Origin of the sequence: Hymenobacter sp. IS2118 (assembly GCF_000715495.1) — a bacterium.
Classification (GTDB): domain Bacteria; phylum Bacteroidota; class Bacteroidia; order Cytophagales; family Hymenobacteraceae; genus Hymenobacter.
On record NZ_JNLX01000131.1, the window covers coordinates 54,507 to 69,944 of the forward strand.

At 58.3% G+C, this 15,438-nt stretch carries 13 protein-coding genes; 8 read left to right on the forward strand and 5 right to left on the reverse strand.

Annotated elements, in window-relative coordinates; all coding sequences use genetic code 11:
- Positions 1-5 precede the first annotated feature (5 nt).
- Complete coding sequence (locus GM79_RS12065; protein ID WP_035564185.1) at positions 6-626, reverse strand: DUF4136 domain-containing protein; 621 nt, start codon at positions 624-626, stop codon at positions 6-8.
- Between the two features lie 700 nt (positions 627-1,326).
- On the opposite strand from GM79_RS12065, the gene GM79_RS12070 reads away from it, so the two are divergent.
- Positions 1,327-1,551 carry a hypothetical protein gene (locus GM79_RS12070; RefSeq protein ID WP_152559973.1) on the forward strand — a complete coding sequence of 75 codons (225 nt, stop codon included), beginning with the start codon at positions 1,327-1,329 and terminating at the stop codon, positions 1,549-1,551.
- A 118-nt stretch (positions 1,552-1,669) separates the two neighbouring features.
- Here GM79_RS12070 and GM79_RS12075 read toward each other — a convergent pair whose 3' ends face one another.
- Both GM79_RS12075 and GM79_RS12080 read right to left on the reverse strand, forming a co-directional pair.
- Positions 1,670-2,080 carry a hypothetical protein gene (locus tag GM79_RS12075; protein WP_152559974.1) on the reverse strand — a complete coding sequence of 137 codons (411 nt, stop codon included), beginning with the start codon at positions 2,078-2,080 and terminating at the stop codon, positions 1,670-1,672.
- A 120-nt stretch (positions 2,081-2,200) separates the two neighbouring features.
- The gene (locus tag GM79_RS12080) at positions 2,201-4,084 is read right to left on the reverse strand and encodes an ABC transporter ATP-binding protein (protein WP_035564191.1); all 1,884 of its coding nucleotides are present in this window, start codon (positions 4,082-4,084) and stop codon (positions 2,201-2,203) included.
- A 131-nt stretch (positions 4,085-4,215) separates the two neighbouring features.
- On the opposite strand from GM79_RS12080, the gene GM79_RS12085 reads away from it, so the two are divergent.
- Positions 4,216-5,472 carry a hypothetical protein gene (locus GM79_RS12085; protein WP_035564193.1) on the forward strand — a complete coding sequence of 419 codons (1,257 nt, stop codon included), beginning with the start codon at positions 4,216-4,218 and terminating at the stop codon, positions 5,470-5,472.
- A gap of 49 nt (positions 5,473-5,521) precedes the next feature.
- Complete coding sequence (locus GM79_RS23800; RefSeq protein WP_072008607.1) at positions 5,522-6,580, forward strand: beta family protein; 1,059 nt, start codon at positions 5,522-5,524, stop codon at positions 6,578-6,580.
- Here the strand turns inward: GM79_RS23800 and GM79_RS24930 are convergent.
- Together GM79_RS24930 and GM79_RS12090 are read right to left on the reverse strand one after the other, a co-directional pair.
- On the reverse strand, positions 6,549-7,124 hold the full coding sequence (locus GM79_RS24930) for a sce7726 family protein (RefSeq protein WP_152559975.1): 576 nt from the start codon (positions 7,122-7,124) through the stop codon (positions 6,549-6,551). The genes GM79_RS23800 and GM79_RS24930 overlap by 32 nt on opposite strands.
- Positions 7,125-7,333: 209 nt before the next feature.
- Positions 7,334-7,684: a DUF1294 domain-containing protein gene (locus GM79_RS12090; RefSeq protein ID WP_051718827.1), complete on the reverse strand. Its 351-nt coding sequence runs from the start codon at positions 7,682-7,684 to the stop codon at positions 7,334-7,336.
- Between the two features lie 339 nt (positions 7,685-8,023).
- Between GM79_RS12090 and GM79_RS12095 the strand changes: the two genes are divergently transcribed.
- From GM79_RS12095 to GM79_RS12115, 5 genes are all read left to right on the forward strand, one after another.
- Positions 8,024-8,365, forward strand: coding sequence for an NINE protein (locus tag GM79_RS12095; RefSeq protein WP_035564195.1), 342 nt, complete (start codon positions 8,024-8,026; stop codon positions 8,363-8,365).
- 41 nt (positions 8,366-8,406) lie between these two features.
- Positions 8,407-9,105: a DUF4369 domain-containing protein gene (locus GM79_RS12100; protein WP_035564198.1), complete on the forward strand. Its 699-nt coding sequence runs from the start codon at positions 8,407-8,409 to the stop codon at positions 9,103-9,105.
- A 534-nt stretch (positions 9,106-9,639) separates the two neighbouring features.
- Positions 9,640-10,875 carry an MFS transporter gene (locus GM79_RS12105; RefSeq protein WP_051718828.1) on the forward strand — a complete coding sequence of 412 codons (1,236 nt, stop codon included), beginning with the start codon at positions 9,640-9,642 and terminating at the stop codon, positions 10,873-10,875.
- A 173-nt stretch (positions 10,876-11,048) separates the two neighbouring features.
- Entirely contained in the window at positions 11,049-13,124 is a 2,076-nt protein-coding gene (locus tag GM79_RS12110) for a DUF3857 domain-containing protein (protein ID WP_035564200.1), read from the forward strand.
- Between the two features lie 115 nt (positions 13,125-13,239).
- On the forward strand, positions 13,240-15,291 hold the full coding sequence (locus GM79_RS12115) for a DUF3857 domain-containing protein (RefSeq protein WP_035564202.1): 2,052 nt from the start codon (positions 13,240-13,242) through the stop codon (positions 15,289-15,291).
- Positions 15,292-15,438: the final 147 nt, after the last annotated feature.

Genomic DNA, 15,438 nt, shown 5'->3' on the forward strand with positions numbered 1-15,438 from the left:
AATGGCTACCGGCCCGGGTCTTCGGATTCGGTGCGGGGCAGTTGGCCGTTGGCGAGCTCCTGGGTGAATACCCGGTAGCGGTCCAGAATAGAGCGCACGGAGCGGCGCAGCACCACTTCCCCCATGGGGCCTTCGGGCACGCTCACCCCGGAGGCGTAGCCGTTCCATACGGCGCGGTTAGTTTTCACGTCGATGAGGGTGAGCAGCAGGGTGCCTTCGGCCAGCAGCAGGCGCACCGGCTGGTAGCCTTGCCGACTATCTTTAGGCGTGTCTTCGTCCTCCTCAATATTGCGTTTTATCCACTCGCTGATGTCTTCCTGAATGAAGCCGTGAAACCGCATATCGCCCTCGTACACCCGGAAATTTACCAGCATATCGGGGCGGCGCTTGGCCAGGCGGTAGCCCTGCACGTGCAGGCGCTGCTGAATGGCTTCGCGCACGGAATTGCCCAGGCGACTGGTATCAGATGAAAGGCCGGTGCCGCTCACGAAGCTAAAGGTGCGGTAGGATTTGAAGTTGCCCCGATAGCTATAATCGGAATCAACCCGTGCCTCGCGGGTACTCACGCAGGCAGCCAGGCTTACCCCAATGCCCACAATGAATAAAAATCTGATGATGCGGCCCATACTCGTATAAATTTTACAAATGAGGAAAGAAAAATGAGGAAGGAAATGAGTTACGAAATAGGGGCGGCGACGGACTGATTATCAGCCAACAAGTATGAAAAAATCGAACAAAGCAATTGCCATGCACTACGGCCGCCAGCGGCCATCATAGTGCGGGACAACTTTGGGCATCGGAAAATCTGGCGCAGCACAAAGCCCCACCCGAAAACGGCCGGTATCGCAGAAAACCCCGTAAATAGCCAGCAAGCCAGCGCTGCGGAAGCGGCCCCGCTGACCGCCGTTACCAGAGCGCAAGTTGGTGCTGGGGCCGCAGCGGGCCAGCTCGCTCCCCAAATCCGTGCAAACACGTCGGCTTAATAATACGCGTCGCAACAAGGCCATGGAACACCGGGTGGGAATGAGTACTCCAAGTTACACAAAGCCCCCTGATAATCAAACTCTCGCGGCCGCCCGCACTGGCAGCCCGGCGCAACGCCTGCACTTCGCCAATTAGTTTTCACAAAGGCCGATTGCCCCGAATTAGCCGTTTCCAACCAGCAGGGTGCGCACGGTGCTGAAACGGAGATTGATGAGGACGGCAGTGTTTTCTTCGGGGATTTTTTGCAGACCGGATGCCTCCAGTCAGCAGACTCCTCAGTCGGGGCAGCTGCCTGAAGTGCGGATGTGCTCACGACTCTAGCGGAGCACTGGGCGCTTGGCTTTGGCCGCCACTGCCACCCTAGCCGAAGTTCTGGATGCCCTGCGCCGGCTTCTCGCCGGGCCGGATGAGGACGATGCGCGGGCGCGGGTGAGCATTGGGGGCGGTGGTTTGGAAGAAAAGCTCATTTCCGCCAACAAGCCGGCCGTAGCATCCGGCCAGCAGCAGCCGGCGCAGCGCGCGCGGGCTGCCTGCCACCAGGACGGTAGAAAAGGGCAGCAGGAGTAAGTACCGGTTGCGTATTTGAAGCAGGAGCGGCAGTCTGAGCCACCGGCCTCACATGCCGTTGGGTTTGTGCTTTAGCGGCCGTACTGTCAGACCCGGATTCGTGGGAGCTGCACCTATTTCAGCCGAACAGCTTTCTTACGTCGTTCAAATCAAGCGTTTTCGTTTGGCTGAGCAGTTTGTTCTCAAAATCGATGCTGTTCCCTCGTCGCTTGAAATCTCCATAATAGATTGGAAAGACGTAATAATTTGAGGTTTTCAGGTCTATTAGCAGAGTTTTCCGTTGGTATAGATTCTTCATCCAGGAACAAATCAAGTACGCTTGTCCAAAAGGAAACAAGAATTCGCAGCCCCAGACAAACCCTTCAAATTCAACATTATCAATGTAAAGCTGATGGTATGAATCGCCGAAAGGTGGTTCTGAAACATACATTATTCTGACCGTTTTATTAATCAGCGTTAGCTTGATTTCATAATTACCCATTCCAAACCAATGGGTTTGCGAATCATCGGTAAGGGCGATTTTTTTCATACTTGCTTTCTGCAACTGCAATACAAAGTAGAACCCACGTGCCCGCCGCTAACCACCCATGCTACTTGCGGGCACCGCACCACCATCGGCCCGGTACCTACAAGTTAACCAACCACTCTCCTACCGATACCCGGCGGCCTGCAACGCGAACAGCTCCGCGTAGCGCCCGCCATTCGCCAGCAATTCCTCGTGCGAGCCGATTTCCACGAACTGCCCGTTTTCGATGACCAAAATTCGGTCGGCCATGCGGACGGTGCTGAAGCGGTGGCTGATGAGGACGGCGGTTTTGCCCTGGGTGAGTTCCTTGAAGCGCTCGAAGACCTCGAACTCGGCGCGGGCGTCGAGGGCGGCCGTGGGCTCATCGAGGATGAGGAGCTGAGCGTCGCGCATGTAGGCGCGGCCGAGGGCAATTTTCTGCCACTCACCGCCGCTCAGGTCCACGCCACCGTTGAAGCGGCGGCCAATCATCTGGTCGTAGCCGCCGGGCAGCTTGGCGATGACGGTATCGGCGAGGCTTTGCTGGGCGGCGGTGACGATGCGGGGCTGGTTCTGGCGCTCCTCGATGCGGCCCACGGCCAGGTTCTGGCCAGCGGGGAGCTGGAAGCGCACGAAATCCTGGAAAATGACGCCGATTTCCTGGCGCAGCTCGGCGGGGTCGTACTCGCGCAGGTCGTGGCCGTCGAGCAGGATGCGGCCCTCGCTGGGGTCGTAGAGGCGGGCCAGGAGCTTGACGAGGGTGGTTTTGCCCGCGCCGTTTTCGCCCACCAGGGCCAGCTTTTCACCGGCTTGCAGCTTAAAGCTGAGGTTGCGAATGGCCCATTTTGCGCCATTCTTGTACTGGAAACCCACGTTCTCAAACTCGAAACCCAGCCGGATGGGCCGGGGGAAAGGCCGGGCCGTATCGCCGGTAGTGGCCTGGCGCACGATGCGGGGCCGCAGGGCGAAGAAATCGAAGAAGTCCTGCAAGTACAAGGCGCCATCGGCCACGGAGCTGAAGCGGCTGAGGATGCCTTCGAGCAGGCCGCGCAGCCGGGCGAAGGAGCCGGCCAGAAACGTGAGCTGCCCCAGCGAAATGCTGCCCGACACGGTGCGGGCGATGATGTAGACGTAAGCCCCGTAGTAGCCGGCCGCGCCCACAGCTGCGAACAAAGTGCCCCAGCCGGCGCGGCGCAGCACCAGGGATTTGTTCTGGCGGTAGAAGTCGTCGGACAACTCGCGGAAGCGGTTGACCAGGAAACCGGAGAGGCCGAAAATCTTGACTTCCTTGGCCGTTTCGTCGCTGGCCCCGGTCTGGCGCAGGTAGTCGAGCTCCCGGCGCTCGGGCGTCCAGGAGTGCGAGAGGGAGTAGCTGCGCTCGTTGAAATGGCTTTCGCCGAGGAAGGCGGGCACCACGGCCAGCAGCAGCAGCCCCAGCAGCCACGGCTGGAACGCCACCAGCCCGGCGGCCAGTAGCACCAGCGTCACGGTATCCTGGCCCTGGGCCAGCACCTGGCTCATGAGCACGGTGCGGGAGAGGGTTTGGCGGCGGGCACGCTCCAGCTTGTCGTAGAAAGTGCTGTCCTCGAACTGGTCCAAATCGAGGGACGCCGCGTGCTCCATGAGGCGGATGGACGACTGATTGGCAAACAGGTCGCCGAGCAAGCTGTCGAGCAGGGCCACGCCGCGCCCCAGGGCATCGGCCAGCAGCACCAGGCCAAACTCGCCGGCCACCAGCGTGAGCACGGGCGTGAGCAGGCGCTCGGGCGCGGGCAGCCGGGTGAGGGCCACCACATCGTCGATAATCAGCTGGCCGACGTAGAGCATGGCCAGCGGCAAAAAGGCCCGCACGAGGCGCAAGGCAATATTGGCCAGCGCCAAACCGGGGCTGGTGTGCCAGATGAGTTTCAGAAACGCGGGCAGGTTTTTCAGGGCCGACACCCGCTCGCGCACGCTCACGGTGGGCTGCTCGGGGCCGCGCCGGGCGTTGGGGTTCTTGGCGGAAATGGATTTTAGGAATTCAAACATTGCCGGCCAAGGGGCAAGGTTGGGGCCGGGTTTGGCGGGGCGACGTTTTGGCAGGGGGTAGTTGGGGGAATGCGGTTATATTGCGACACAATCTATGACGATACCTAAATCTACTTAAATCAGTTTTGTCAATGAAAGCGAGTGACATTTTCACCCCTGGCTCCCTTCCAAGCATTACGTATTACGACCGGCCAAATCTAGCTCTGGAAAAGGAATTAGCCCTAGCACTAGATACAAAGGGAATGATTTGCTCGATTTCAGGGCCGTCTAAATGCGGGAAGACCGTCCTCTGTGAAACGGTCATTGACAATATGCTTCTTGTAACTGGAGCTTCTATCACCAGCATTGACGTGTTCTGGGCCAAAATACGTCAAGCATTGCGCATTGAGAAATCCACCACGCGTACCGATGGTCGGACCTACGGAGGCGATTTGACGAGTACTGGCGAGCTTAGCGGCGGTATCCCTTTTGTCGGCCAAGCTAAAGGTGCTATAAGCGGGAAAGTAACGGCTGCGGGTCAACAGTCCAGCAGTCAAGCTTTTGATAAAAACGGTGCTAAAGCGTTATTCCAAGTGCTTCGTGAGCGAGGGATAACGCTGGTACTTGATGACTTCCATTACGCCAGTGCAGCCGTCCAGATAACGTTAGCTCAGGAATTTAAAGAAGCTGCACGCGAAGGCACACGTATCGTCATTGTCACCGTAACACAACGTTCCGACCAAGCTATTCGGGCGAATGGCGACCTGCGCGGCCGAGTGTCAGCCATTGATATTCCTTACTGGCAGAATGAAGAACTTATTGAAATCCCACGCCGAGGATTTGCAGAGTTGAATATCACCATCGACGAATCCAACCTGCGTCTACTCGTGAAGGAAAGTGTGTCTTCACCCCAACTTATGCAGAGTTTATGCTTGCGTATTTGCAATGAGTATGATTATATCTCTCGATTCGCTAATCCTCTCGTTGTCACTCTCACAGCTCAGGAGTTACGACTCATATTTGAACGCGCTGCTAATAATGCTAATTGCTCTACCGCTTATAGTATTCTAAGGAATGGGCCTAAACCCCGGGGTTTCCAGCGTAACTCTTACCGGCTTGCCAATGGGAGCACTGGAGATATTTATTCTATTATCCTAGATGCTATCGCCAGTGGTGAGCCAGCCCTTTCGTTCTCCTATCAGAACCTGAAAGAACGGGTTAAAGCACTCATAACCGATGATTCTGGGGAGCCACGCGGCATCGATATTACCAAAGCACTCATTCAAATGGGCAACTCTGTCAAAGACAGGTTGGGAGAAGACCGAGTGTTGGACTACGACCACGAATTGGAAACATTGAATATTCTCGACCCTTACTTTTTGTATTATCTACGTTGGGCCAAAAAGTAGGTACGTTTGTCACATTACCAGCAGGCGGACTTCTCTTCGGCCATCAACCATGCTCTACTATCCATTACTCCGCACCAAAAAAGGAGAATTGAATGCTCTTTCTACGCTCAAGCATTCCTCCATTCCGCACGTCAGACCCATTCTTCAAATACCCCCACCAGAACTTGATATGGCTGGGATTCCAACTGCTCCTTCTGGTGAATTTGTGACAAAAATAGCTAATACAGTTCAGCCTATTTTAGCTTACAACAGTCCCTTCACCTGCTTTCTGGATATCAGTCCTGCTGGACTAAATCATGACCTAATTACTGACCTTCTATTCTCTATTGCTAAGGTAGGTGGAACGCCACATCCAGTCTTTAAATTGACAGGCTCCGAGAGTTATGCTCAGTTGTACAAAAAGCTCATTGGTAATCCGAAAGAGGCTATAATTCGAATAACCCTCAATGAGATGAGCAGCAGTTTAATGAAGGCTGTCAGAACTGCGTTGGAGGCTTATCAATTAGAAGCCTCCAAAACGCTGATTCTTCTAGATATGGGAGATATCAGCGACCAAAATTTACCCATCACTTTATACGAGGGAGCAACAGTTGGCGCTATCAATCAGTTGCTTCGACTGCAAGTAGCGGGAGTAATTCTTGCCTCCGGTGCTCTACCAATGGATATTCAATCCTTACCCAAGTGGAAACTTGTCCCTTCTGTTCGACGGGAGATTGATGTATTCCGGAACGTGAGAGCAGGCGCAGAGTATAATGTACAGTTTAGTGACTACGCAACTGGTAACATCATCAAAGAACCAACACCAAGCCGCCAAGGCTCACCAAAAATACGCTACACTTTTCCAAACGAATATGGAATAGTAAAAGGTGAAAAGACCGGGCGTACTCCTAATACAATGGCTGAGCAATTTCATCGGCTTAGCCAGTTTATTGTCAAGCGCCCAGATTACTCAGGACCAGCTTTCAGTTGGGGAGACGAGTTTATCTATCAAGCCAGCAAAGAAGGTTCTCATCCCAGGGGCAATGCTACTACTTGGGTTGCGGTCAACACCTCACACCACATAGAACTGGTTGTTTCTATGCTTCCCGCCATGTCTGACGATTTTTGAGAATTCCTCTTACTTGTTCTGACAAAGCATCGATATCATCTGTATAAAAACACGCTAACCTCTCCCAAAGCTCCCATTTACGCAATTTGCTGAGCCCTTTCTTATCTCCTAAACGAATCAATAACTCTTTGGCCTCATCGCACCATAGTAGACTAGCCACCATATAACCATTGCGCCCTTCGTTTTGAGTAGCGTTTCTTACAGTTCGCAGAGAAGGAGAATCAGCACCATGCTTTTGTGTAACTAATAAGCCGCAATGTGTTGGAAGGTAAGCAAGCAGTTTAGCCTCGTGCTTTGGGCCGCACACAACTGTTATCAAGTCAAATATTTGGTTGTATATCTCTAACTGACGCGGTAATCGGAGAAGATTGTCTCGGTCACTTTTAATCTCATATCCTACCAATTGACCATTAATCACTCCAATGTCAATCCTAGCTGCATGAGCTGAAAGTCCCATCTCATCTATTACACGGGAGTTGGTATCCTCTGTGTAATGATGAAGGGTGTTCTGATATAGAAATTGTCTGATATCTCGGTCCAACATGAGAATACAACGGAAATCAACTACATCAGGTCTGTAAGCACTGACTTAATCTAGCCGCGAAGTTCACTATTTTCCGCTAAACTTCGTTTTTACACGAAATTGCTGTGCCCGCCATCCCTACATACATAGCACCGTAACACACAACTCCCCAAGAAGCCCCAGTCCCACCAGCGGCTGGAGCTTCTTCGTGTCACCGCCCACCAGCCCGATTAAAACGGCGCCTGCAAATAGGGCCATGCAAAATAGCCCATAGCCCCTTGCAGCAGCGTTAGCCCCAGGGTAACGCCCCAGAAAGCGGCTTTGCGGTTTTTATGGTGCAGCAGGAAAATTGCGGCCCAGGCGCCGGGGGCCGCGCCCGGCAGCGTGGCGAGGTGCAGCGTTTTTTCGGCAATGCGCCGCTGGCCCCGTTGGGCTTTGCGCTTATCCAGGGCGAAGAGCAGGAAACACAGGAGATTGAAAAATAACAGGCAACTCAGGAGGATGGTCATGGGTGGGCGGTGGGCCTTGCGGCTTGGGCTGGGCGGGGTTTCGGCCGGGGTGGTTGCGGTACGGGTCTGCACCGGTCAGGCTGGTTCGAGAGCGGGCGAGGAAAACGGGATGCCAGCGGTTTGGCCGCAGCAGCTGGCCCCGGCGGGGCTGCAAGTTATGGCGCGGCGCTCAGCAAAAAGGCGGGGTATCTTCCAGCAGCCCCAGCCCTGCCAGCGGCTGGGGCTGCTGTATGGCAGCGCCCGCCGGGTAGTGTTCCCTCAGGCGCTATGCTTCTGTAGCCGCGCACAAGTAACCGCAGTTTCCAAGCTGTCATGCCGAGCGTAGCCGAGGCATGACCAAACGCAATACGGTTACTTTTGCGTGACTATTCAAAAGGCCCTTCTCAAATACCACTTACTCCCCCACTCTGCATGAAAGACCGCATCACCGCCCTATTCATCGCCTTCTTCCTCGGAAGTTTCGGCGGCCAATACTTTTACCTAGGTAAAATCGGCCGGGGCATCGCCTGCTTGCTGCTGTGCTGGACATTTATCCCCTCGCTCATCGGTTTTTACCACACCGTTATCTGGCTCATGATGTCGGACCAGGACTTCAACAACGAGTACAACCAAGGCATGTCGCCCCGCAGGGGCTATGCCTCCGCGCCCGGCGCCAGCGTGAGCGACGAGCTGGCCAAGCTGTTCATCCTGAAAGAAAAGGGCGCCATTACGGAGCAGGAATACAATACCCGTAAGGCGCAGATGCTGGGGTAAACGGGCACCACAATAAGCATTCTACCAGCCCGTTATCCAGGATGAAAAAGCTGCTCTTACTTCAGGCGGGACTACTACTGGCGGCGCGCCTGAGCTGCGCCCAGAACCCGGCGGGCTACCGCGTTATCGGCGACGTGCAAGGGCTGCCGGCGGGCTCAAAAGTGTACCTCATCAACGGCAGCCTGCTCCGCGCCATCGACTCGGCAACGGTGCAGAAAAACCATTTCGAACTCGCCGGCCGCTTGGCTGAGCCCACCCACATGTACCTGCACGCCGGCAAAGGACGCGCTTCCGTTAAGCTCGCGGATATTCTGCTCGACAACCGCACCGTGCGGGTGCAGGGCGAGCAGCCCGACTACAACCGCATTGTTGTGACGGGCTCCGACATTGACCAGCACTGGAAAGACTGGTACCGCGACGACACCGAGCTGGGCACGCAGCGCTACAAAATCCGGCTGGTGGCCGAGGCCCTCACCCAAAAGCAGGACACGGCCAACGCCAATGCCCTGCGCCGCGTGATGGCCGCCGTGCAACAGTCCCGCGTTCGGTTGCTAAAGGACTACGTGGCCCGCTACCACGACTCCGCCACCGGAGCCATGCTCCCCAACCTGTGCACGCTCGGCCCGCTGCTCACCGCCGCCGACTACCAGCAGATGTACCAGTCCCTCACCCCTACCTGGCAGCAATCAACCTTCGGCAAGGAAATGCTGCTGCTGGCACAGAAAAAACCGGCCAAGTGATGAGCGGTTACGCAGTGAGGCTGGCGCGCGTCTCAGACGCGCTGCCTATTGGCTTCGAGCCTCTGGCTCGGGTTGGGAGAGCAGAGCTGATACATTCTGGTTTTTGTCGCTCTCTGCGAGCGCCTGCAACGTCATTACACGCCCAAGCCTGAAGCTCGAAGCCAACAGAGTACCTTGGGCGATGCAAAATCCATTCAGGTTGCTTGTTACTTACGCCGATTACCGGCAGGGCTTTGTGGCGGAAGTATGGCTGAATAACATTTACATTGCCGAAGTCTATGAAGATGCACTAGGTGTAAAGTGTATCGAACTGCATTGCGGGCAAAAGCAATACCTCTCATTGCCATTGGATGCCTTCATGGAGACGTTGCAAAGGGCACACGCAAACTTGTGGCCCACCTCAGAAGCGCAAGTAGGGCTACCCGACAATTGCGCAGGTAGCGTCACCGGACGCGCGCCAGTCGCAGAGAAACCCGCGCCGGCAGCCCCAGCCGCAGCCACCCGCCCGAATTCCTGCCGACCTTTGCGGTACTCATGGCCCCTCCCGCTTCCCGCCCCTACACGCTCGGCTTCTGGCTGATGTGCCTGTCGTCGTTCCTGTTTTTTCTGAGTTTCAACCTGCTGCTGCCTGAGTTGCCCGACCATCTCGCGCGGATGGGCGGCGGCGAGTACAAAGGCTACATCATTGCCCTGTTTACGCTCACGGCGGCCATTTCGCGGCCGTACTCGGGCAAGCTGGCCGACACCGTGGGGCGCATTCCGGTGATGGTGTTCGGGTCGCTGGTGTGTTTTCTGTGCGGGTTTTTCTATCCTTGGGCGCTCACGGTTTCGGGGTTTCTGCTGCTGCGGCTGCTCCACGGGTTCAGCACGGGGTTTAAGCCCACGGGCACGGCCGCCTACATCGCCGACATCGTGCCCGTGGCGCGGCGCGGCGAGGCCATGGGCCTGCTGGGCGTGACGGGCGCCATGGGCCTGGCAGCCGGCCCCGCCCTGGGCTCCTGGCTAACCCACGCCTTCTCGCTGAATACCATGTTTTACTGCTCCAGCGCGGTGGCGCTGCTCTCGCTGCTGGTGCAGGGCAGCCTCACCGAAACCCTCCCCAAAGCCCAGCGGCAGCGCTTTCGCCTGGGCCTGCTGCGGCTGCGATGGAATGAAATTCTGGACCGCCGGGTGCTCTCGCCAGCCGTGGTCACGGGATTGTGCCTGTTTCCCTACGGCGCGGTGCTCACCGTGGTGCCCGACCAAAGCCGGCTGCTGGGCCTGGACGGCCCCACCAAGGGCTTGTTCTACGTTTTCCTCACGGTGGCCTCGCTGAGCATTCGCCTCGTGGCGGGCAAGGTGTCGGACGTACACGGACGGGTGCCGGTGCTGCGCTGGTCGAGCCTGATACTGGCGGCGGGGCTGGCCTTGCTGGTATGGTCGCCCTCGGCGGCGTGGTTTCTGGCGGCGGCCACGGTTTTTGGCATCGGCGCGGGGCTGAACTCGCCGGCCCTCTACGCCTGGACCATCGACCTGAGCCACCCCGAATACCGGGGCAAGGCCGTGGCCACCATGTACATCGCCCTCGAAATCGGCATCGGCCTGGGCGCCCTGCTGGCCGGCTGGATTTTCGCCAACCAGCCCAGCCGCCTGCCCTACGTGCACGGCCTGAGTTTGCTGTGCGTGCTCGGGGCCGTGGGGTATTTGTTCCGGGTGAAAGCTTCGGGGCCCATGGTGCACCCAGTGGTTTCGGAACCCGCCCCCGAGCCCGCCCCCGAAAGGGTGGTGTGAGGCGGGGCGCTTCAAAAGTTGATAGCGAAGAACTAACCCTGCTAACCGCTCGGCTCGACGGGCAAAGGGGTGGCTTTGGGGCGAAATAAGTTTGCGTCACCTTTCGCCAACTAAGCCTCTCACCCCATTACATTTATGGTTTCGAAGACTGTCTACCCCTTTCTTTTTTGTTGATGCCCGCTCTGCTTCTCTTTTACCGCCTGTGCCGGGCGTTGCCCGGGCTACTCGGGGTCATTCTGCTTTCGGCCACTGCGTGGGCGCAAGCTCCGCCCGACCCCATCAAATACGGCCAGATTGATAAGGCGGACCTCACGGCCGCGCCGTTTCGGGGCGACAGCGCGGCGGCGGCCGTGGTGCTCTGCGACTACGGCCGCTCGCGCCTGCGGGGCAAACGCGACGGCCTGGAAGTGGTGTTTGAGCGGATTACCCGCATCAAAATCCTGAAGAAAGCGGGTTACGAAGAAGCCACGGTAGAAATTCCGCTCTACCACCGCGACGGCGACTCGGAAAAGGTGTCCAGCCTGCGGGGTGTCACCTACAACCTGGTGAACGGCGTGGTGGAAAAAACCACTCTCGAAGCCAGCGGCGCGTTCATCGAAAAGCGCACTGCCAACTTGAACGTGCAGAAATTCACGCTGCCCAACGTGCGCGAAGGCTCCGTGATTGAGTACTCGTATATTCTGGCGTCGGATTACCTGTTCAACTTTCAGGACTGGGATTTTCAGCGCGCTATTTCGGTGCGCTGGAGCGAGTACCGCTCCAGCATTCCCACGTTCTACAAATACAACATCATTTACCAGGGTACCCGGCCGCTCGATGTGAACGTGCTGAGCACAGGCTCGGTGAGCTTGGTGCTGGATAATAAGTTGTCGAGCAGCGCCGGCATCGGGGCCGGGCTAAGCGCGGGCAACATAACGCTTTCGGCTACCACCGAGAATCATCGCTGGGTGCTAAAAAACGTGCCCGCCTTCCGCCCTGAGCCTTACATGACCACGGCCCGCGACTACACCGCGCGGCTGGATTTTGAGCTCACCGGCGAGCAGTGGCCCGAGCAGCCCTACCAGGACCTCACCGGCAGCTGGGAAAAAATCAATGCCCGGCTGCTGGCATCGGAGGGTTTTGGTGGGCGCATTGGGCGCGTCGGCTTTTTACAGGACCAGCTGCAGGGCCTGCCCGCCCAATACCCCGACCTGCGGGCCCGCGCCGCCGCCGTGCGCCAGGTGGTGATGGCCGCCGTGCGCTACAACGGCCAGAACCGACTGTATGCCCCGGAGCCCCTGCGCAAGGCGTTCGATGCCCACCGTGGCACCTCGGCCGACGTGAACCTACTGCTGCTCGCGGCCCTGGAGCAGGCCGGCATCAAAGCCCATCCGCTGCTACTGAGCACCCGCGACCACGGGCGGGTGAGCCAGGAATATCCGCTGCTGGAACGCTTCAACTATGTGGTGGCGCTGGTGCCCGTGCCCGGCGAAAAAGACCTGCTCGTGGACGCCACCGCGCCGGTGCTGCCCTGCGGCGTGCTGCCCGAACGCTGCCTCAACCGCGTGGGGCGCCTCGTGAGCAAGGTGCCCGCCGAAGGCCGTTGGGTAGACCTGGCTCCCGCCCAGCGCCATGTGCACTACCAGCAAATTGACATGGCGCTGGACGCGCAGGGCGGCCTCACCGGCAAGGTGCACGAGGAGTACGGCGGCTACGCCGCGGCCGACGCGCGCGGCGAAATCGCATCCCAGGGCGAGAAAAAATACCTGGCCGGTCTGCAGCAGCGACACGAAAACTGGACCCTGCCCACAATGACCGTGAACCAGGCCGAAGCCGTAGACAAGCCCCTTAGCCTGGACTACGCCTTTAGCCAGGCGGGTGCGGAGCAGCCCGCACCCGGCCCGCTCTACCTGAGCCCGCTGAGTGAGTTCGGGCCCGGTCAAAACCCGTTTCGGCACGAGGACCGAGCGTTTGCCGTGGATTTTGGCGCGCCGCAAGAAGAAACGCTGGTTCTCAACCTCATGCTGCCGGCCGGCTACGAGCTGGCCGAAACGCCCAAGCCGGCGGTGGTGAGCCTACCCAACGACACCGGCCGGTTCCGCTACTCGGTCAGCACGGCCCAGCCGGGCGTGGTGCAGCTCGTCAGCCGCCTCACCCTGAGCAATGCCGTGTACCCGGCCGAGGAATACGCCAGCCTCCGCGAGCTGTACCGCCTGCTGTTGCAAAAGCAGGGCGAGAAGCTCATCATCCGAAAAAAACCGGGTGGCTAAACTCAATTTCAATCCCCACTCCCAAACTCACTTCTCCCAATAAGACTACTATTCCTCGAAACCTCACTAGCTTTAGGTTCCTGGATTGTCCCCTACCCCCTTCCTGTTTTTTTGCATGAAACTACCCTTACGCTACCCTTCTCTGCTAGCCGCAATCTTGCTGAGTGCCTTGGCTGCCCAGGCCCAGACCGAACCCATCAAATTTGGTAAGCCCGACCCCAAGGACCTGACCGCCGCACCCTTTGTGGGCGACAGCGCGGCGGCGGCCGTGGTGCTGTGCGATTTCGGCACCACCAGCTTTCAGTACGTCAACAACAGCTTCAAGCTGGTGTCGGAACGTACTACGCGCATCAAAATCCTGAAGAAAGCGGGTTACGACGTGGCCACGGTTACGGTACCGCTGTTCCACCGCAATGGCGGCGACGAGAAGCTGTCCTCCCTACGCGGTTTTACCTACAACCTGGTGGATGGCAAGGTGGTGAAATCGAAGCTGGAAACCGCGAACACGTTTGTCGAGGAGCGCGACAAGAACTGGCGGGTGCGCAAGTTTACCTTGCCCGACGTGCGCGAAGGGTCCGTCATCGAACACGGGTACACCGTGATATCGGATTTCACCTTCAACCTGCAGGACTGGTCATTTCAGCGCGAGATACCCACGCGCTGGAGCGAGTTCCGGGCCACTATTCCCGAGTACTTCGACTACAAAATGGTGCTCCAGGGCTACCAGCCCCTGGCTGTGCAGCAAAAAACCGATAACCTGGCCCAGTTCACGATAACCTCGGGCGGCGGCTATTCGGGCGGGGGCTTTGAGGTTAAGCGCGAGGCGGGCAGCAGCGAAACCATTACGGCCCACGTCAACAGCTACCAATGGGTGATGAAGGACGTGCCCGCCTTCCGCGACGAGCCCTACATGACCACCTCCGACGACTACGTGGCCCGGCTCAACTTCCAGCTGGCCGGCGAGCGGTTTCCGGGCGAAGCCTACCGCAACATTGCCGGCACCTGGGATAAAATCAACACCGAGCTGCTGATTGACGACGATTTCGGCGCCCAGCTCGGCCGCGGCAGCTTCCTGAAAGACCAACTGCAAGGAATTCCTGCCAAATACCCCGACCTGAGTGCCCGCGCCGCGGCCGTGCGCCAGGTGGTGATGGCCGCCGTGCGCTACGACGGCACCAACCGCTACCGAACCAACGGCTCGTTCCGCAAAGCCCTCGACGCCCACCGCGGCACCGCGGCCGACGTGAACCTGCTGCTCATCGCGGCCCTGCGCACGGCGGGCGTGCCGGCCCACCCGCTGCTGCTGAGCACCCGCAGCCATGGCCGCGTGAACCAGCAGCTACCGCTGCTCGACCGCTTCAACTACGTGGTGGCCCTCGTGCCGCTGGCCGAAGGCCAAGACCTGCTCGTGGACGCCACCGAGCCGCTGCTGCCCTGCGGCGTGCTGCCCGAGCGCTGCCTTAACCAAACCGGCCGCCTCATCATGAGCAAGCCCGAGGATGCCCGCTGGGTGAACCTGGCTCCTACGCAGCGCTTTGTACACTACCAGCAGGTGAGCATGGCCCTCGATACTCAGGGCGGCCTCACCGGCAAGGTGCACGAGGAGCACGGCGGCTACTCGGGCGTGGATGCCCGCCAGGAGCTGAGCCAGCTGGGCGAGAAAAAATACTTCGCCCAGCTCGGCAGCCAGCACACCGGCTGGACGCTGCCCAAAATTGCCGTGGTCGACCGCGACGCCGTGGACAAGCCCCTGACCGTGAACTACGAGTTTGCCCAGCCCGCCGACGACAACACCACGGCTGGCACCATCTACCTGAGCCCGCTGCGCGACTTTGCCAGCGAGCAAAACCCTTTCCGGCACGACGACCGGCAGTTTCCAGTGGATTTTGGGGCCTTGCAGGACGTGACTACCATGATTACCCTGACGCTACCCGCCGGCTACGAACTGGCCGAAACCCCCAAACCCGCCGTGGTAGACCTGCCCGACGGCGGCGGCCGCTACCTCTACAGCGTGGCCGCCGTCACACCCGGCGTGGTGCAGCTCACCAGCCGCCTGAGCCTGCGCAAAACCATGTACGTAGCCGAGGAATACGCCAACCTGCGCGAATTCTACCGCCTGATGCTGCAAAAGCAGGGCGAGAAGCTGGTGATTAAAAAGAAGGCATAGCTAACCCGAATGGCTGCCATGCCGCTCCTTGCACTTATTCCCGAACAAGCAGAAATGAGAAAGGACCGTCATGCTGAGCTTGCCGAAGCATCTCTACCGCTTCGTTGATTCATTTGGATTAGTTGCGCGGTAGAGATGCTTCGGCAA